This window comes from Rufibacter sp. LB8, from assembly GCF_014876185.1.
In the GTDB taxonomy this organism is placed as follows: domain Bacteria; phylum Bacteroidota; class Bacteroidia; order Cytophagales; family Hymenobacteraceae; genus Nibribacter.
In genome coordinates this window covers 13838-32464 of the sequence record NZ_JADALJ010000001.1, presented here as the reverse complement: position 1 = coordinate 32464, position 18627 = coordinate 13838, and the positions used below count along the sequence as shown (strand labels likewise).

At 51.0% G+C, this 18627-nt stretch carries 16 protein-coding genes; 9 read left to right on the top strand and 7 right to left on the bottom strand.

The features are described from left to right. The first annotated feature begins 7 nt into the window (after positions 1 to 7). The 5 genes from IMY23_RS00140 (at position 8) to prfB (ending at position 4462) form a co-directional block, all read left to right on the top strand. Positions 8 to 742, top strand: a complete 735-nt coding sequence (locus IMY23_RS00140; RefSeq protein WP_225986355.1) for an ABC transporter ATP-binding protein — start codon at positions 8 to 10, stop codon at positions 740 to 742. Further along, positions 739 to 1290 (top strand): cob(I)yrinic acid a,c-diamide adenosyltransferase, encoded by a 552-nt coding sequence (locus IMY23_RS00135; RefSeq protein ID WP_192820099.1) that lies wholly within the window; start codon positions 739 to 741, stop codon positions 1288 to 1290. The genes IMY23_RS00140 and IMY23_RS00135 overlap by 4 nt, the downstream gene beginning before the upstream one ends. A gap of 60 nt (positions 1291 to 1350) precedes the next feature. Beyond that, entirely contained in the window at positions 1351 to 2421 is a 1071-nt protein-coding gene (locus tag IMY23_RS00130) for a branched-chain amino acid aminotransferase (protein WP_192820098.1), read from the top strand. Positions 2422 to 2512: 91 nt separating this feature from the next. Beyond that, positions 2513 to 3268 (top strand): hypothetical protein, encoded by a 756-nt coding sequence (locus IMY23_RS00125; RefSeq protein WP_192820097.1) that lies wholly within the window; start codon positions 2513 to 2515, stop codon positions 3266 to 3268. Positions 3269 to 3384: 116 nt separating this feature from the next. After that, positions 3385 to 4462, top strand: a protein-coding gene (gene prfB, locus IMY23_RS00120; protein ID WP_192820096.1) for a peptide chain release factor 2 whose coding sequence is annotated in 2 segments (ribosomal slippage) — positions 3385 to 3444 and positions 3446 to 4462 — 1077 coding nt in all. Because the reading frame shifts where the segments join, the coding sequence is not laid out codon by codon here. 272 nt (positions 4463 to 4734) lie between these two features. Here prfB and IMY23_RS00115 read toward each other — a convergent pair. Beyond that, the gene (locus tag IMY23_RS00115; RefSeq protein WP_192820095.1) at positions 4735 to 4917 is read right to left on the bottom strand and encodes a hypothetical protein; all 183 of its coding nucleotides are present in this window, start codon (positions 4915 to 4917) and stop codon (positions 4735 to 4737) included. 233 nt (positions 4918 to 5150) lie between these two features. Between IMY23_RS00115 and IMY23_RS00110 the strand changes: the two genes are divergently transcribed. Genes IMY23_RS00110 through IMY23_RS00100 form a run of 3 tightly spaced genes read left to right on the top strand, consistent with a single transcriptional unit; the run spans position 5151 to position 7091 of the window. After that, the gene (locus IMY23_RS00110) at positions 5151 to 5921 is read left to right on the top strand and encodes a hypothetical protein (protein WP_192820094.1); all 771 of its coding nucleotides are present in this window, start codon (positions 5151 to 5153) and stop codon (positions 5919 to 5921) included. A gap of 31 nt (positions 5922 to 5952) precedes the next feature. Then, positions 5953 to 6669 carry an IS1 family transposase gene (locus IMY23_RS00105; RefSeq protein WP_192820093.1) on the top strand — a complete coding sequence of 239 codons (717 nt, stop codon included), beginning with the start codon at positions 5953 to 5955 and terminating at the stop codon, positions 6667 to 6669. 47 nt (positions 6670 to 6716) lie between these two features. Continuing rightward, on the top strand, positions 6717 to 7091 hold the full coding sequence (locus IMY23_RS00100; RefSeq protein ID WP_192820092.1) for a hypothetical protein: 375 nt from the start codon (positions 6717 to 6719) through the stop codon (positions 7089 to 7091). 842 nt (positions 7092 to 7933) lie between these two features. Here the strand turns inward: IMY23_RS00100 and IMY23_RS00095 are convergent. The 6 genes from IMY23_RS00095 to lon form a co-directional block, all read right to left on the bottom strand. Next, the gene (locus IMY23_RS00095) at positions 7934 to 8728 is read right to left on the bottom strand and encodes a S1/P1 nuclease (RefSeq protein WP_192820091.1); all 795 of its coding nucleotides are present in this window, start codon (positions 8726 to 8728) and stop codon (positions 7934 to 7936) included. A gap of 121 nt (positions 8729 to 8849) precedes the next feature. After that, positions 8850 to 9578 (bottom strand): SDR family NAD(P)-dependent oxidoreductase, encoded by a 729-nt coding sequence (locus tag IMY23_RS00090; RefSeq protein ID WP_192820090.1) that lies wholly within the window; start codon positions 9576 to 9578, stop codon positions 8850 to 8852. A gap of 51 nt (positions 9579 to 9629) precedes the next feature. Further along, entirely contained in the window at positions 9630 to 10199 is a 570-nt protein-coding gene (locus IMY23_RS00085) for a hypothetical protein (RefSeq protein ID WP_192820089.1), read from the bottom strand. A 367-nt stretch (positions 10200 to 10566) separates the two neighbouring features. Continuing rightward, entirely contained in the window at positions 10567 to 11976 is a 1410-nt protein-coding gene (hslU, locus tag IMY23_RS00080; RefSeq protein WP_192820088.1) for an ATP-dependent protease ATPase subunit HslU, read from the bottom strand. A 271-nt stretch (positions 11977 to 12247) separates the two neighbouring features. Continuing rightward, on the bottom strand, positions 12248 to 13294 hold the full coding sequence (gene porQ, locus IMY23_RS00075; RefSeq protein WP_192820087.1) for a type IX secretion system protein PorQ: 1047 nt from the start codon (positions 13292 to 13294) through the stop codon (positions 12248 to 12250). 133 nt (positions 13295 to 13427) lie between these two features. Next, on the bottom strand, positions 13428 to 15926 hold the full coding sequence (gene lon, locus IMY23_RS00070) for an endopeptidase La (protein ID WP_192820086.1): 2499 nt from the start codon (positions 15924 to 15926) through the stop codon (positions 13428 to 13430). A 203-nt stretch (positions 15927 to 16129) separates the two neighbouring features. Between lon and IMY23_RS00065 the strand changes: the two genes are divergently transcribed. After that, complete coding sequence (locus IMY23_RS00065) at positions 16130 to 18121, top strand: OmpA family protein (RefSeq protein ID WP_192820085.1); 1992 nt, start codon at positions 16130 to 16132, stop codon at positions 18119 to 18121. Positions 18122 to 18627 lie beyond the last annotated feature (506 nt).

Here is an 18627-nt window from a genome sequence, read left to right as displayed (position 1 = left end):
ACGCCCTATGAGCACTATCATCAAAACCGAGCACATCTCCAAAATCTACCAGATGGGCAATGAGCGCATCAACGCCTTGCAGTCTGTTTCCATTGAGATAAAAAAAGGAGAATATGTGGCCTTCATGGGTCCTTCGGGGTCCGGCAAGTCCACGCTCATGAACATCATTGGCTGCCTGGACACGCCCACCGACGGCACGTACATCTTGAATGGCAATGACGTGAGCAACATGGTAGACAACGAGCTGGCCACCGTGCGCAACAAAGAGATTGGGTTTGTGTTCCAGACCTTCAACCTCTTGCCACGCTCCACGTCTCTGGACAATGTGGCTTTGCCGTTGATTTATGCCGGTTACGGAAAATCTGAGCGCGAGGAACGGGCCATGGAAGCTTTGAACAGCGTAGGCCTGGGTTCCAGGGCCATGCACAAACCCAATGAACTTTCTGGTGGGCAGCGCCAGCGCGTGGCCATTGCCCGGGCCTTGGTGAATGACCCCAGTATTATCTTGGCAGATGAACCCACCGGCAACTTAGATACCAAAACATCTTACGAGATCATGGGTTTGTTTGAAGCCCTGCATGCCAAAGGCAACACCATCATTATGGTGACCCATGAAGACGACATAGCGCATTACGCCCACCGCATTGTGCGCCTGCGCGATGGATTGGTGGAAACCGACCTGGCAAACGATAACATTACCGTGCCCGCCCTGCAAGCGGCTGGCCACATCTTTGGCGAATGAAAATCTACACCAAAACCGGCGACAAAGGCGAAACCTCTTTGATTGGCGGTACCCGCGTAAAAAAATCACACCTGCGCATTGAGGCTTACGGCACCGTTGATGAACTCAACGCGTTCATTGGCGTGGTGCGCGACCAGGAAGTAAACCAGAACCGCGCGGCGCTTTTCTCTGAGATACAGGATCGGCTTTTCACCATCGGTTCCACCCTGGCTACTGACCCAGACAAGAACGTGAAAATGCAGACCCCAGATTTGCATGACACCGACATTCAGTTTCTGGAAGTGCAGATGGACGCGCTGGAGCAAAACCTGCCGGAACTGCGCAATTTTATTTTACCGGGTGGCCATCCGGCGGTTTCGTTTTGCCACGTAGCCCGCACGGTCTGCCGGCGTGCCGAGCGAACGGCCATTGCGCTGAGCGAAGAATCTGAGGTGTCTGACTTAGTTATTAAATATTTAAACCGGCTCTCAGACTTCCTGTTCATGTTAGGCCGGGCCAACAGTTTTGAATTAGGGGTAAAAGAAATAACTTGGAAGCCCAGGGTGTGACGCTTTTTTTCATTCCTGGCCTCCAAAATCACGTATAACCTGCATACCCCATAAAATCCTATGCAAACCGACCAAATGTCCATTTCTACCACGGTAACTTCGGCCAGCAAACTGGCTTCGCTTGATTTAGATAACTTACAGTTCGGGAAAGTGTTCGCAGACCACATGTTGGTCATGGACTATGAAAACGGTGCCTGGCAAGAACCAAAGATTCTGCCCTACGGCCCCATTGAAGTGAGTCCGGCCATGGCGGCACTGCATTATGGCCAAGCCTTGTTTGAGGGCATGAAAGCCTATAAAAACCAACAAGGCCAGGTGCAATTGTTTCGGCCGCAGGCCAACTGGGCACGCCTGAACGAGTCTGCCAAACGCCTGTGCATGCCCGAAATACCAGAAGAGGTGTTCATGGAAGGTCTAAAACAACTCATCTCCTTAGACGCTGACTGGGTGCCGCAACGCGCCGGTTTCTCGCTCTACATCAGGCCGTTTATGTTCGGGTCTGAAGGGCTGTTGGGCGTTCGGCCCGCGGACCAATACAAGTTCATGGTGTTCTGCAGCCCTGCCAGCAGCTATTACGCCGAGCCGGTGCGCGTGAAGATTGAAGAACACTACACCCGCGCCGTGGAAGGCGGCTTTGGCTTCGCGAAGGCGGCCGGAAACTACGGTGGCTCTTTGTTACCGGCTAAATTGGCAAATGAACAAGGCTTCCACCAAATCATCTGGACCGACGGCCGCGAGCACAACTACATTGAGGAATCTGGCACCATGAACGTGATGTTTGTGTTGGACGGCACCTTGGTGACGCCCGCGCTGAGCACTTCCATTCTGGCCGGAATCACCCGTGACAGCGTGCTGCAGCTGGCCCGCGACTGGGGCATGAAAGTGGAAGAACGCCGCATTCCCATCAAAGAAATTGTAGACGCGTACCACAGCGGCAAACTGGAAGACGCTTTTGGCACAGGTACAGCGGCCACTATCGCCCATATCAAATCCATCATGCACCAAGATCTGGAAATGATGCTGCTGCCCGTGGCTGAGCGCAAATTCTCCAACAAGGTATCGCAGGAACTTGACAACATCCGCTACGGAATATCGCCTGACCCACACGGCTGGATGGTGCCGGTGCAGTAAACATTCGGTGAAGTTTAAAAATAGGAAGTAGCAGCTTTTGTGTTGTTACTTCCTATTTTTGTGTAAACATATATTGAGTATATAATAAACCATGAAAAAAAGTATGGCACTGGTATTAATGCTGCTAGGGAGTATGATGGTAGTAATTGGGTTCATCCTTTACACAAAAAATAATGATGAGGCAAAGCAGCATATTTCTCAAAATCACAGATCATCTGAATTAGAACCGATTGCAGAAAATCAGGTAGAAAATAACTTAAAGGAAGAAAAAAACCAGACAGAAAAAAAATTAGACAATAGTAGACCATCTCCAGTAAAAACTAGCATTGGCTCAACAGACTCTACATTCCAGAAGGACCTAAACCAACCACAACCTTCTTCCCAAGAAGGTAACAACAAGTCAAAAGGAGACGCTTTTGAAAAGTTTATTGTTCAGAAATTCAATAGAAAGTTTTTCACAATCAAAGAATGGGCAGGTGACAAATATGTTAATGGCAGATTTGCTGAAACAACGTTAAACCCTGACTTAATTTTGGAACTTGAATTAAATTCCTCTAAATACTCATTAGCTGTTGAATGTAAATGGAAACAGAACTTTTATAAAAATGGTGTAGAATTTGCCACGAAAGAACAAGTAGAAAGGTATAAAAACTACGAAACAAAAAATGGAATTCCAGTTTTTCTCGCAATTGGTATAGGAGGAAAACCATCAGCCCCAGAAAATTTATATATTATTCCTTTATCAAAGATTGACAACAACTTTTTAAGGCTAGAACAGCTAGAGCTTTATAAGAAATCAGACGATAAAAAATTCTTTTTTGATATAAATACTAAGGATTTACGGTAGTTAAATCTCGTTTTCGGGCTCATTTCCAGAAACGGAGCCAAAAACGCAAATCATCACCACATCAGCACATTTCCAAATAGCACATCAGCACATTCAAAAATTAGCACATTAACACCATGACCCAAGACCAGATAAAGGAATTGAAAGGCCGCGTAGAGGCGTTGAGGAGGTATCTTTGACTATGATGCCAAGAAAGAACAGGTTCTAGCCATTGAGCAACAGAGCACCGCGCCAGATTTCTGGGACGACCCCAAAAAGTCTGAACTCATTCTCAAGGAAGCCAAGAGCCTCAAGACCTGGACCGATGACTTCGAGCAGACGAACAAGGCGGTAGAAGACGTGGAAGTCTTGTTTGACTTCTACAAAGAAGGCGACGTGTCTGAGGAAGACATCAACAAAGAATTCAAGGCCGCCGAGGAAGTGGTGGAAGCCCTGGAATTCAAACGCATGCTCAGCAACGAAGAAGACCAACTGGGCGCGGTATTGGAGGTGAACTCGGGCGCAGGCGGCACTGAAAGCCAGGACTGGGCCGAGATGCTCTACCGCATGTACCTCATGTGGGGCGAGCGCAAAGGCTACACCGTGAAACAGATTGACTTTCAGCCGGGTGAAGGTGCGGGCATCAAATCGGCTACGCTGCAGTTTGACGGCGACTTTGCCTACGGGTATTTGAAAGCCGAGATTGGCGTCCACCGTTTGGTGCGCATTTCGCCGTTTGACTCGGGCGGGCGAAGACATACTTCCTTTGCCTCGGTATTTTCTTACCCGGTGGTGGATGATACCATTGAGATCACCGTGAACCCCGGCGATATTGAGTGGGACACCTACCGCGCGGGCGGCGCCGGTGGTCAGAACGTGAACAAGGTAGAAACAGCCGTGCGCCTGAAACACAAACCCACGGGCATCACCATTGCCGTGCAGATTGAGCGAAGCCAGCTTATGAACAAGGAGCACGCCATCAGAATGCTCAAGTCGCAGCTCTACCAGATTGAGATCAACAAGCGCAACGAGGAACGTGACAAAGTAGAAAGCACCAAGAAACGCATTGACTTCGGGTCACAGATCAGGAACTACGTGTTGCACCCCTACAAACTCATCAAAGACATACGCACCGGCGTAGAACGCACCGATGTGCAGAACGTGCTGGACGGCGACTTGGATGATTACATCAAAGCCTTCCTGATGCAGAGTTAACCTGTCACTTTCCTATCATATGAAAATCCGTCGCGCTGTTTAAAACCTGCCCGGCGGATTTTCTATTTCTGCGGTGTTCCTGTTTTTGGCTTCGTTTCTGGAAATGAGGCCAAAAACGGAAATTCGGATTTGAGCAAAGTGTCAACCACGGTAGCGCCGGCTTCGGGCTTTGGCCTTTAAGAAATCTGACAGCACAATTGAAACGAACACGGCCGGGGGCAAGCACATGAAGATTATCTTGATAGGTTCCATAGAACTATAAAAGCGAAAAGTTAATTGCGGGTGAAAGTGACTGCCTCTGACGTTTGGCTGGCGAGTGGCTCCTTCTCCATTGGATCTGAGGATTTACTCGCGTTTACCTGCCTGGCAGTGGCGTCTTTCTGGGGTTGCTGTTGCGTGAGGCTCCCCATCACCAAGATGCCGATTAACACGAAAATTCTAAATAAAAAGTGCATTACACAGGTGTTTTGATAACGTTTTTACCCTTGCAAATACGGTTTGGCCTGCCATTTCATCATTACCAAAACATCATCTTTTTGTTACCAAAGCCAATGGTTACCAGGCACTTCTTTTTATTGATGCGCGGCAGATGAAAAAGGAACTGTAGGTTTTGCCTTCCTGTTAAAAAGCCATAGCCCGGCCTTAGCTGTCATTGCTTTGCTGGGTTCGTTTTAACACATCTCCTTCCATGGCTTTTTTTGGTTTGCTACCTATAAAGAAAAGAATAGCCTCCTGGGCTACCAGAAGTGCGCTGCTCTCCTTGGTAATGGGCACCTTGTCGGCTACTACCGGTCCGGGGGCGCAGACGCCACCATTGGTGTTGGTGGCAGAACCCTTGCCCTTCACTCCTACTGAGTTTTACATTGCTGATGTGGTGGATGCCCGGCCCCAGACCAAAGCGGTAGCGTATTTGCTGCCCACCAGCGCCGTTCCCCTAACTGCCACTACCAAACCGCAGGCTCTGGACTTTGCCGGCGGTACTGCCCCGGCGGTGGAACGCTACCTTAAGGCCAGCCTTCCGCAGAATATCAAACACCGCCCGGTGGTCATGACGCTCAAAGAATATAAACTCACCGAAACCACTGACGGCAAAGGCAAGATTGATGGCAAGGCAGACATTGCGGTGGCGTTTGCCGTTCGGCGGCAAGGAAAACTGCTGCATCTCTTTGACTATAAAAGCGGGGTCAGCTACAAGCGCGCCGGGCATCAGCAAGTCCAGATTGAGCCCATCTTGCGCAGGACCCTGGCCAGCTCATTGACTTATCTTCACCAGTGGATGGAAAAAGAACTTCCGCACAATGAAAATCTGGCCCGGGAGATTAAAGTCACCTACCAAAACTACACTCGCCAAACCGATGATGACACGCTCTTCTATGACCCGAAGCGTCCCTTGGCTTGGTCAGATTTTCAGGGCGGCAGTAGAATTTCTGGTAGTGGTTTAGAAAGTATGATGGGATAAAAGCTGACAGTGAGTTGTTTAAGATGATGGAATGTTCGAAGTCCTCATCAAAATAAACTGTCCCCACTGCCAGAGCAGTAAGGTAGTAAAAAACGGAAAGAAAAAGAACGGTGCCCAGAACCTGCTATGCCACAGCTGCAGAAAGCAGTTCCAGGCCACGTACCAGTACAAAGGCGCCGATCCGGCCACAAAGCAGCTAATGGTGCGGCTTTTGGAGCGCAACAACGGCATCCGCGACATAGAGGCGCTGCTGGGGGTGAGCCGCAAGTGCATACTGGACAACCTGTGCCGGCAAGGCAGCCGACTCAGCATCGCACCGGCGCGGCGCTGCTACGAGTCGGTGCAGATAGACGAGGTCTGGAGCTACGTGGGCAGGCGCAGGAAAGGGAAGTACTGGCTTTTGTATGCCTACTGCCCCGAGACGGATGAGGTTTTGGCTTACAGTTGCGGCCCCAGGAGCGCAGCAACTGTGAGGAAGCTGCTCAAGAAGCTGGAGAAAGCACACATTGGAGAATACTGCACCGACCATTGGAGAGCCTTCGCCCAGGTGATACCTACAGAGAAACACAAGGTGGGCAAGGCTTACACAAAAAATATAGAAGGGGTAAATACCTGCCTCAGGGCCAGGAACAGGAGGCTGGTCAGGAAAACGACCTGCTTCTCCAAGAAAAAGGAGAACCATGATGCGAGCTTAAACCTAATGTTCAACTACCGAAACAACCAAAAATCAAAGCATCATACATTGTAAACCACTACCGAATTTCTGGGCAGAACGCCGCGCAGATTTTCCCCGGCTTGTCCAATGACATTCAGTCTACGGTGAAGAACGGCGTGATTTACGTGCAGGTGTCCATCAAGGCCTATGCCCTGCGGAGTTTGTCAAAAGTGCTGCCTTCAGCCATGACTGCGTACACGCTCAACCATGAACAGCGGCATTTTGACATTGTGCGCCTTGTGACCGAGCACTACAAACAACGCATAAAACCAGAGAAACTCAGCCTGGAAGATTACGAGAGCCAAATCAAATACCAGTACCTGGAAGCCATCTGGGAACTGGACAGCCTGCAGAAGGAATACGACAAGGCTACCAGCGGCGGCCTCAACCGCATCGCCCAGGAACAATGGAACCAGAAACTAGACGCTGAGTTGACCTCGCTGAAGGTGAAGTAGACTACACAGGAATGGCCCCTCCCCAATGGAGAGGGGAGTTTTGGGATTGCTTGGGCGAAGTAGGTTGCTGGCAGAGACACTCGTAGGAGCTTCGCGCACTACGAGGTCTTTGGAGACCACCCCCAGCCCCTCTTAAAACAGGAGGGGAGTTTTGGGAATATGCAGCCGCAAAAGTGAGCAATGCGTGTGAGACAAGGCAGTGCCTGGTCTCTACAATTTAATCACCGCAAGTTTAGGCGCAGCCGTAACTTGTGGTAGGGAATGATACTCGCGTTTTCGGCTCTATTTCCAATCCAGAGCCTGAAAACGCAACTTACAGAAAGGCTCCCCTCCTGTTTTAGGAGGGGCTGGGGGTGGTCACCTTTTCCAGCCTTTCTATCGAGCGCCTAAGCAGGTTCCATCGCCGGCAGGCGGGTGCCGAAGGCACCAGGAAGCTGGTACAGCGCGAGAGGGGAAGGCGGGGCCTCGCGGCCGTGAGCGCTCGGAGCCCGGCTATGCAAAAGGCCGTCCTGTAGAACTCAGGAGCAAACGGTGATTTGGAAGGAAAGCAAAGGGCGTTCACGAAAGCTGGTTGAGCCGCAGTTCAGGTTGTTGGCCCCTATGAACACCAACAACGGCGAAGGGAATTGCTCGCTCCATCAAAGCAACACTCTTCGTTAGATACTTCAACAGGCTCAAGATAACCTCGAACTGGGAAATGATTTAGGTCACGGTAGATCGAATATTAACAACCCTATTGATTGCTACAAGAAAGTTACTCCAGCACTTCCCAGCAGACCAACAAAAAAGCCGCCTGAACCAAAAAGGCCCAGGCGACTTCCAAAGTAAAAACCAAGAAATGACTATCCGAAAATCTCGTTCAGCACACCGGCTAACCGGATTCCACCCTTCAGCAATTGCTGGTTCATGGTGGCCACGTGGTCAAAGTTGTAGCGGTAGCTTAGTTTCTCTTCGGGCTTGGTGATGCCTTTGTAGAGTTGGTCTGCGATCTGGTAAGACTCAAAAAACCACTCGTGGGCCATGTTTTTCTGCCAGGCCTTGATCTGGTCTTTGGAGCTGCAGTTCAAGACGGTGGCGTACTCGGTGTAGCTCAGTTCCTGGTATTCAATCAATTGGCTGTCCCAAACGCGGTGGAGGTTGCTGGGGCTGTTGAACCACTCCACGCGTATGCGGTTTCCGCCTAAATCCTCTGGACGGCCCACGTGCATGGGTTGGTGCACATCGCCTATCAGGTGAATCAGGATTTTAAGGTACATCTGCTTGGCGTTCTGCGCCAGCTCTGGTTTCTTCAACTCACCAATCAGGAAATTGATTCTGGTGTAGGCGTTGGTGGTGGTGTCTTGCTTGAGGTGCGTTTCCACCTGTTGGGCGGTCATGCCTTCCTTCAGGTTCACGTAGTGCCAGTTGTCTAAGTACTTGAACGCCGGATCAGACTTGATGAAATCTGGCCAGTTGCTGGACATGGCAATGGACTCGCCCAGAAGCTTGCGCACGTTGTTTTTGGCTTTCTTAGACATGTTGCGTTCGGCAATTTCGCCAACCACGCGGTGGCCAATCATGCCCCAGCCCATGGACTGCAGCGGCAAATACACAAACAGCGCTAACAGAAGCGCCTTTTTCAATAGGTTCGTCACCATTTGGTTTTTATGCTTTTTTAGTTAAATCCTGCGTAAAAGTAGGCGAAATTTAGCAGATAGGGAAAGCTGCATCAGAGACTTTCCGTTTTAGGCTTCATTTCTGGAAATGAGCCCGAAAACGCTAGAAATCCCGAACCGAACACACCACCGCCTGGGCCAACTTAGGGTTCTCCATCAGCTGCAAAACCTTGGCCGCCACTTTTTCAGGAGTCACCAGATCACCTTGGGTTTTGAAGTCTCTGAACTGCTGCACGCTGCTGAACTGGGCGGGGTCTGCGTCTCTGATTTGTTCCTGCATCTCAGTGTCAATCAAACCCGGCGACAAGGAGAACACTTTTACGCCGGTACCCAGTTTGTCCTGTTCAATTTGGGCGGTTTGGGAAAGCATGTCCAGCGCGGCTTTGGAGGCGCAGTACGCGGCCCAACCGTCTTTGGCCTTCTGCCCGGCGCCAGAACTGATGTTCACCACCAGTTTCTCTATGCCGGAGCGGTGCTGGTAGCTTTGCAGGAACAGGTTCATGAACATGGCCGGCACAATCACATTCACGTCAAAGACAAACTCAAAATGCTCGTTCTTGCTTTGGCCCATGTACCCGATTTCGCCCAGCACGCCGGCGTTGTTGACCAGCACCAATTGGGTGGCGTCTGGGAATTCGCCGAAGACCTTGTGCAGGTTGTGCTCCACCCCGGCAATGTCTGAGAAATCCAAAGGCTGGTGGCGGTAACGGTCATGTGTGAGGGTACAATTGCGCGACACGCCAATGACAAAGTTCTGGCTGTCTTTGAGCAGGGCCTCGGCCAAGGCCTTGCCTAGCCCGCGGCTGGTTCCGGTAATGATATAGTAGCGCATTTTAATTAAGAATTGGGAATTAGGAATTAGGAATTAAGGATTCAGACTAAGTTAAGTGCCTTTCCAATTTTGTTTGGGTTGCCAGGTGGGGTCAAAAGCTTTGGCCTCCGGCCCGAAATGCCCTAAATTAATGGTTATACCGCTGCTTTTGTCATTGCTCTGCGCTTTGTCTAGAATGAGGCAGAAAGCAATAAGGGCTTCATAATCTGTGCCATCATCAGCTATGATTTGGTGATTGTCGCCGTTGAACCAGGAAACCGATTGTTTGTCCCACCAGGCAATCTGCCGCCCGTCTTTGTACACCGATACTTTGCGCCCTTTCTGTCCATAGATATCATAAGCGCTGCCGCCCACGTAACATTGGAAATGGCGTTTCCAGACCGAGGCGGTGGTAAATCTAGCCTCAGAACCGCCGTCAAACGCCAAATGGTATTCAGTATTGAACCAAGCCCATTGCTGCTGCATGACCACGCTGGGCAGGTCATTGCCCACCTTGTACACTTCCAGCTTGGCCAGCCAACTGACTACCGCGCTGGTGGCATAATACGCTTCCTGCTGGTTTAGGAAGATGCGGTATTTGTCCCGTACTGAAAGTTTCTGTTGGTTGATGTCTATGACCATGGGTCGGTCTGCTGCTGGCCTATCTGGGACTACGCAAATTTTGACGAAACAGCGAAAAACCTGCTTCTGAAAATTCAAATTCCCGTTTTCGGGCTCATTTCCAGAAATGAAGCCAAAAACGGAAAGAGCCGCCACCAAATGGCAGCGGCTCTTTTTATGAATTGATGTTAGATCGCCAAGGCCTTTCTAGTTCGCCCACAAGATCCATTAAGGATGACAAATGAAGGGAAATCAGGATGAGAAAATTTGGCGAAAGGTGGATGAAATTCCTAACCAACAAATGAACCCAAAGTTCAGACGGCCAAAGAAAAACTAATTCCTAATTCCTAATTCCTAATTCCTAATTCCTAATTCCTAATTCCTAATTCTACAAAATGTATTGGCTCAGGTCGCGATTCTTGACCATGTCTCTAAGGCGTTCTTCTACCAGTTCTGGGGTGATCAGTAACCGCGCGTTGGGCGGAATCACGTCGGGCACGTCAAAGAGGATATCGTTGAGCAGGCGACTCATGACCGTGTGCAGGCGGCGCGCGCCAATGTTCTCCACTTCGGCGTTGACCTCAAACGCGATTTCAGCCAGCTTGTGCAGAGACTCGTCTGAGAAACTCAGTTCCACGTCTTCAGACCGAAGCAGTTCTTCATATTGCTTGGTGAGTGCGTTTTTGGGGAATTTCAGAATCTGGTAGAAATCGTCTTTGCTCAGGGGCTGCAGTTCTACTCTAATGGGGAAACGCCCTTGCAACTCCGGTATCAAATCTGACGGTTTGGCTACGTGAAACGCGCCCGCTGCGATGAACAGAATATGGTCGGTTTTGATAACGCCGTATTTGGTGTTCACGGTGCTGCCTTCCACAATGGGGAGTAGGTCGCGTTGCACGCCTTCACGGCTCACGTCTGGGCCGCTGCCGCCTTTGCCGCTGGCGCTGGCCACTTTGTCAATCTCGTCAATGAAGATGACACCCGCGTTCTCGGCTTTGGCAATGGCTTCTTCCTTCACCTCGTCCATGTCAATGAGTTTGGCGGCTTCTTCTTCTAACAAGATTTTGCGCGCCTCGGCGATGGTGACTTTGCGTTTCTTGGTTTTCTTGGGCATCATGTTCCCAATCATTTCCTGAATGCCGGCCATCTGCATTTCATCCATGCCCGGCCCCATCACGCCCACGCCCGAAGACGAACTCTGCGACACCTTAATATCAATCTTACGGTCTTCCAGCTCGCCATTCCTGATTTTCTCCCTGAACCGCTCGCGGGTGCGCTCGTTCAGTTCGGCATCATTGTCCGGTACGTCAGAAGAACTGTTGCCAGAACCACCGAAGCCCATCATATCGCCCCGGTTTCCCGACTGCGTGATGGGCGGAATAAGTGCGTCAAGAATAATATCTTCCACCAACAGCGCGGCCTGCACTTTCACCTCTTCTTTCTTGCGGGTCTTCACCATGTTCACCGATTGCTCCACCAGGTCGCGTACCATGCTTTCCACGTCACGGCCCACGTAACCTACTTCGGTGAATTTAGAGGCTTCTACTTTGGTGAACGGCGCATCAGCTATGTTAGCCAAACGGCGCGCAATCTCGGTTTTACCCACGCCGGTGGCGCCAATCATGAGAATGTTGTTGGGCACAATTTCATTTTGCATCTCGGGGGCGGCGTGCATGCGGCGCCAGCGGTTACGCAGCGCTATGGCCACGTTGCGTTTGGCGTCATGCTGCCCGATGATGTATTTATCCAATTCCGCCACAATCTGGGCGGGCGTTAAGTATTTGCTTGCGTCTAACATGCGGTTTTAAGGTTGTGCGGAAGCGTGCGCTGGGCACAGCCTCCCATTTGTTCACGTGTTGTTTAGTTCTTGGTGCCGTTTGTTGAGTAACTCACTCTCTAACGGCTGCCATAAAAAAGTTGTTAGAAATGACTCCAACAACTGGTCCTACTTACTTTCCGTTTTTGGCCTCATTTTCAGAAATGAAGCCAAAAACGGAGTTTTATTTGTTGCTAAGGTCTGTCTAGTTCGCCCACAAGATCCTTTCAGGATGACAAACGGGGGAGGCAAATCAGTCCAATTTCTTCTTCAGGAAACGGTTCAAATCAGCGGTTAAAGTGATGTAGTTGCTGGCCCCGGCCACGTGGAAATTGGCGTACGTGTAGTCAAACCGAAGGGCGCTGATTTTGATGGACGCCCCAAAGGAGAAACCCGCCATGCCGCCCACGTTCTCCACCACCAGTTCTTTACGGCGCAAATGGTTGTAGCCGGCGCGCAGGTTGAAGCCTTGCCCCAGCAGAAATTCGCCGCCCACCACAAAGTGGCGCGCCAGCTTATCTGTAAAGGTTTTCTCTTCCTTCACCTCCTCGTTGTTCTCGTTGATGGCGCCCTTCTTGGCAGGGTCTAGGTAGACAATATCAAAGCGGTGCAGGTTATGCGCCGTGAGCGACAGCCGGAAAGGCGCGTGCTCAGGTTTGTAGCTGGCTCCTAATTGAATGTCCAGCGGCAAGTCTTCGCGCTCGCCATTGCCGTAGGGCTTCACCATCACACCCAGGTTTTTAATGGCCAGACCCACTATAAAATCCTGTTCGGGGTGTTTGAAGGTACCGCCCAAATCAACGGCGGTGGCCACGGCCTGATCGCCTGCAATGCTGGAGACGGCTACTTTGGCGGTGGCGCCCAGCGTGAACGTTTCAATGGTAGCGGCATGCGACAGCGTGATGGCATAATCCCGCACATTAAACGTACCTTCCTCCTCGCCCGCGGCATTGGTCTGGGTGAAGTCGCCATAGTTCAGGTATTGCACGCCAACAGCATTCCGGCCAAGTTTGGGGCTTTCAAATACGTACTGGAAGTTGCTCTGGCCAACGTCTGCCAGGTAATTCAGGTAGGTGAACGACAGCAGATTGTTGGTTTTGCCTTGCATGAGCGCGGGGTTGGCGCTCACCGCGTTCACTTCCTCCAAACCCGACGAGATGTTCACGCCGCCCAGGGCCGCCTGCCGCGCATGTGTGGGGACCTCCAGAAACCGGAACGCGTACCGCCCTCCCATCTGGGCCTGGACCACTTGAACCGCGGCCATTACCAACAGCCCCAACAGGAAGATGCGTTTTTGCATGCGTTTTGAAAATTGAGCCCGAAAACGGGTGAATTGTTGATTGTTAATTGCTGATTGTTTCCATCACTCGGGAAAGGTAGAAAATCAGCAAAAGTAGAACTACTTCAAGCTAAATTATCCGGCAACAGGAAAATCACACTTCAGCCTTGGCCAGTTTCTCTTCTTCGCGCACTTTCAGTTCCAGCGGCTTGGCCACTTTCTCTGGCAGCAGCGCAAATTCCAATACTTCGTCCACGCGGTCCACGTAGTGAATGTTGAGGCCGGCAATGTAGTGCGCAGCAATCTCGTTCACATCTTTGCGGTTTTTCTGGCAGAGAATCACGTCTGTAATGCCCGCGCGTTTGGCCGCCAAAATTTTCTCTTTGATTCCACCCACCGGCAACACTTTGCCGCGCAGCGTAATCTCGCCGGTCATGGCCAAATGACTACGCACCTTGCGTTGCGTAAACACAGAGGCAATGGACGTAAAAATGGCAATCCCGGCGCTTGGCCCGTCCTTCGGCACCGCCCCTTCGGGGAAGTGGATGTGCAGGTCATATTGGTCAAACAAGCGGTAATCAATGCCCAATTCATCGGCGCGGGCGCGTAAATAAGAAACGGCAGTCATAGCAGATTCTTTCATCACGTCCCCCAATTGACCAGACAGGGTTATTTTTCCTTTGCCGCGGCTCAACAGAGATTCAATGAACAGGATGTCACCACCCACAGAAGTCCAGGCCAAACCTGTCACCACGCCCGCAGTTTCATTGTCCTGGTACATGTCTTTGTCGAAAATCTCCGGGCCCAGAATACGTAGCACGTCTTTGGCTTCCAGTTTGGCCGGGAACTCCTCTTCCATGGCTTTGGATTTGGCAATGTTCCTGATGACGGCGCCCAATTTCCGCTCCAGATTTCTAACGCCAGACTCGCGGGTATAGTCTTCAATCACCTTCTGAATTGCGCCCGTAGACAAAGCCACGTCTTTGGCTTTGAGGCCGTGGTCTTCCTTGAGTTTAGAGATTAAATGGCGTTTGGCAATCTCAATCTTTTCTTCAATGGTGTAGCCCGTCACCTCAATAATCTCCATGCGGTCACGCAAGGCGGGATGAATGGTATCCAGTGAGTTAGCAGTGGCGATGAACAGAACTTTAGACAAGTCATATTCCACTTCCAGGTAATTGTCTGCGAAGGTATGGTTCTGCTCCGGGTCCAATACTTCCAGTAACGCGCTAGACGGGTCGCCACGGTGGTCTGAGTTGAGCTTGTCCACTTCGTCCAGAATCATGACCGGATTAGACGAGCCCACTTTCTTAATCTGGCTGATGATCCGGCCCGGCATGGCACCCACGTAGGTTTTGCGGTGACCTCTGATTTCAGCTTCATCACGTACGCCGCCCAAGGCAATGCGCACATATTTTCTACCCAAAGCTTTCGCTACAGACCGGCCCAGCGAGGTTTTCCCAACGCCCGGAGGTCCGTATAGGCAGAGAATAGGCGCTTTCATGTCGTTTTTCAGCTTTAAAACGGCCAAATACTCCAGAATGCGCTCTTTCACTTTCTCCAGGCCATAATGGTCGGCGTCCAGAATTTTCTTGGTGCGCTTGAGGTTGAAGTTGTCTTTGGTATAGTCGCTCCAGGGTAAGTCCAGCAGGAACTCGCAGTAATTGAGGGCGATTGGGTATTCTGCACTCTGCGGATTGCTGCGGCCCAGTTTGTCCAATTCTTTGTTGAAATGCTTGGCGACGGCTTCGGGCCATTTTTTCTTGAGGGCGGTGGCACGCATTTTCTCCACTTCCTGCTCCGGGCCGTCCATACCCAACTCGTCTTGCAAGACTTTGATTTGCTGACGCAAGAAATAGTCGCGCTGCTGCTCGTCTATGTCAATGTGTACCTTGCTGTGAATTTCTTGCTTGATCTCCAGCATCTGGATTTCGCGCATCATCAACTGCAGTAACGTAGTGCCACGCTCCACACCGTCGTTGATTTCCAGCAGTTTCTGCTTCTGGGCCACTTCCACGTTGATGTTGCTGGACAGAAAATGGGTCAGGAAACTGGGGCTGTCAATGTTGTCAAGGGCCACCTGGGCTTCCTGCGGAATCTCGGGGTTCAGCTTTAAGATTTTAGCGGCCGCCTCTTGCAGGGACTGCACCAAGGCTTTCACTTCTTTGCTGGTTTTGTTGGGGAACACTTCGGGGCAGTAAGACACTTTGGCCGTCATGAACGGGTCTTCCTGCACTATTTCCTCTACCTTGAACCGGCTTTGCCCTTGTATGATGATGGTGGTATTGCCGTCGGGCAGCACCAGCATCTTCAGAATCTTGGCCATGGTGCCCACCGTGTACAAATCTTCCGGCGACGGGTCCTCGGCGGACATGTTCTTCTGCGCCACCACGCCCACGGTTTTGTCGCCGCGGTAGGCTTTGCGCACCAGGCGCACAGATTTCTTCCGGCTCACGGTAATGGGAATCACCACGCCCGGGAAAAGCACCGTGTTGCGGACCGGTAAAAGCGATAAAATTTCTGGTTTATTTTTTTCAGCGCCCTCACCGTCTTCCAGTTCTGTGGTGATAATGGAAATCAACTCGCCATTACCATCGTCAGACAAATCAGACAACATGAGTTGCTGTAATAGATTCTCTTGGGTATAATTCATAAAAAACGTCTCTGGAGGTGCCAATTTGGCAGCATCTCTCCCTTCTTTTCAACAGTTTGCCTTGAAGATATATACTTCTCAAGACCTGTGCCAATGTAGCGGGGCAAATCTTGCAGCTTTCTTTTATAATTAGATACAGAAAGGAGTATATTTGGTACTGCTAACCGTGGGTTGGCCGCTTACACCTGTTCGCCCAAATCTGTATGTTTCGCCTGTTCCTCTGCTTTTTTCTTCTGTGCGCCACTGGTTCTGTCACGCTGGGGCAAACCAAGAATCTGTTGCGGCTGAAGCAGAAACCCGTCTCAGACTCTTTGCGCAAGAAGCTTCCGGCCGCCGAACTGGTGCTGGATTTCCCCAACATCAATGAAACGCCTTATTACTTCCACAAAGGCAAACTGGCGCAAATACAAAAGCTGGAGCAACGGCAGAACTGGGAAAAAGTAATGCCCCTGCTGGAGGAGTACGTGGGTAATTTTGGCATAGAGAATTTCTACAAAGACACCAAGCTGCTGTGGCGTCTGGGCCAGCTGTATGAACGCGAGGGCCAGCGCCAAAAAGCCATTGCCTATTACCGGCTGGTGCTCAAGCACCACCGCACAGACGTGCGCCAGATTCAGCTTTACTATGATTCTCTGGAAGAGAAAAACAAGGATCTGTACGTGCCCCTGGAGTATTACTATGAACTGGTGGAGTACCGCAAATCTGTGAACACCTACAAACCGCCGCGCGGCGTGTACACCAACATGGGCGAGTCCATCAACTCCAAAGACGAAGATTACGGCCCCACCGTACACGCCGATGAAGACGTATTCATCTATACTTCGCGCCGCAAGAACAACAAAGCCCGCGGCACCGACGAAGACCTGTATTTTTCCAAATATGAAAACGGGTTCTGGACTGCGGCCCAATCGTTCGGCAAACCCATCAACAGCATTTACAACGAAGGTTCTGCCTGCCTGAGCCGCGACGGCAAGACCATGTTCTTCGCGCGCTGTGACAGCCCCGACGGTTTTGGCAACTGTGACCTCTACCAGGCCGTGAAATTAGCCGACGGCTCCTGGGGCCAGATCAAGAACCTTGGTGCCTCAGTGAACAGCAAGGCCTGGGATTCGCAACCGTCCCTGTCCCCGTCTGAAGACACCTTGTATTTCGCCTCTGACCGGATTGGCGGCTTTGGCCTCTCTGACATTTACTTCACCGCCAAACTCAGAAATGGCATGTGGGGTCCCGCGCAGAATTTGGGACCTGTGGTAAACACCCGGGAAAGCGAAGTGAGCCCATATTTTCACCCTTTGCATCAAGTATTATATTTCAGTTCCAGGGGGCAATTGCTCAATTTCGGGGATTTTGACATCTACAAGACCTACCGCGTGAACGGCAACTGGCAGGAACCGCGCAACGTGGGTCCGCTGGTGAACGGCAAAGGCAGCGAGTATTACTTCACCATCAATTCGGCCTCCACCAACCTGTATTACGCGCGCTCAGAGCCCAAAGACCTCAAGAACCTAGATTTGTATTCGTTCCCGCTGCCCATGGAGGCGCACCCCCTCGCAGTGACCAAACTCACAGGGGTGCTCACCGACTCCATCACCAACAAACCGCTCAACGGCATCATCTCCATCATTGACCTGGACAACGGCATTGAGGTGGCGTCTAAATACCTGCGCGAAGACGGTTCCTTTGACTTTGACCTCATTGACAACAGCCGCTACATGATGCTGATTCAGAGCCCCGATTTCTTCTCCATTGAGAAAGAGATTGACCTCAAGAATGACACCGTCTTGAAAATCATGACCACGCTCATAGACTACAGCATTCCGCTTATTTTCAAGAACCTGGAGTTTGACGAAGGCAAAGCCGACATTAAGGACCACATGAAAAATACACTTGACCGCATTGTGCTGTTTATGGTGGACCACCCGCAGATCAGATTAAGCATTGAAGGCCACACAGATGCCAGCGGCGACCCCAATGCCAACCAAGAACTATCGCAGTGGCGGGCCTTCTCCATTCAGCGGTACATTGAGGAAAAGGGCAAGCTGGCGCCCGGCCGCATTGACGCCATTGGCAAAGGCAGCTCAGAACCCATCAAACCCGAAGTTACCCTGGAAGACCGTGCCGTGAACCGCCGTGTGGAATTCAAGTTGATTAGACCCAAACCCGTAGGCGGCGACAACGGCACCGGCGACTGGTAACCGTTTTCGGGCTCTGTTTAGGAAGTGGAGCCGAAAACAGGAATTGGTTCTGTAGTTTCACCACCCCCGGCCCATCATAAGACAGGGAAGCCCCACCCCCAATCCCTCCCCAATGGAGAGGGGAGTTTTTTTGGAATGCTTAGGACTAGGCAGAGGCACGCGTAAGAGCTGCGTGCGTTATGAGGTCTTGTGAGCAGGCGTGTGAATGAAACGCAAATATTCAGCTATTGTAAACATCCCCCTTCGCCCCCTTCAAAGGGGGAGTATCTGGAATGCGTAGCTGCAAAAGAGAGCAATGCGTTAGAGACAAGGCAGTGCCTGGTCTCTACAGTAGTTACTGCCGCAAGTTTAGCGACAGCGTAACTTGTGGCTTAGCATGTTGTGAGTTTATAAACTCACGTCAGTTGATAAACTGACCAAGTGGGTTACCACAAGTTACGCTGTCGCTAAACTTGCGGCAGGGTTGTTTACTAGGAAAGGATACTTGCATTTTCGCCCCTATTTCC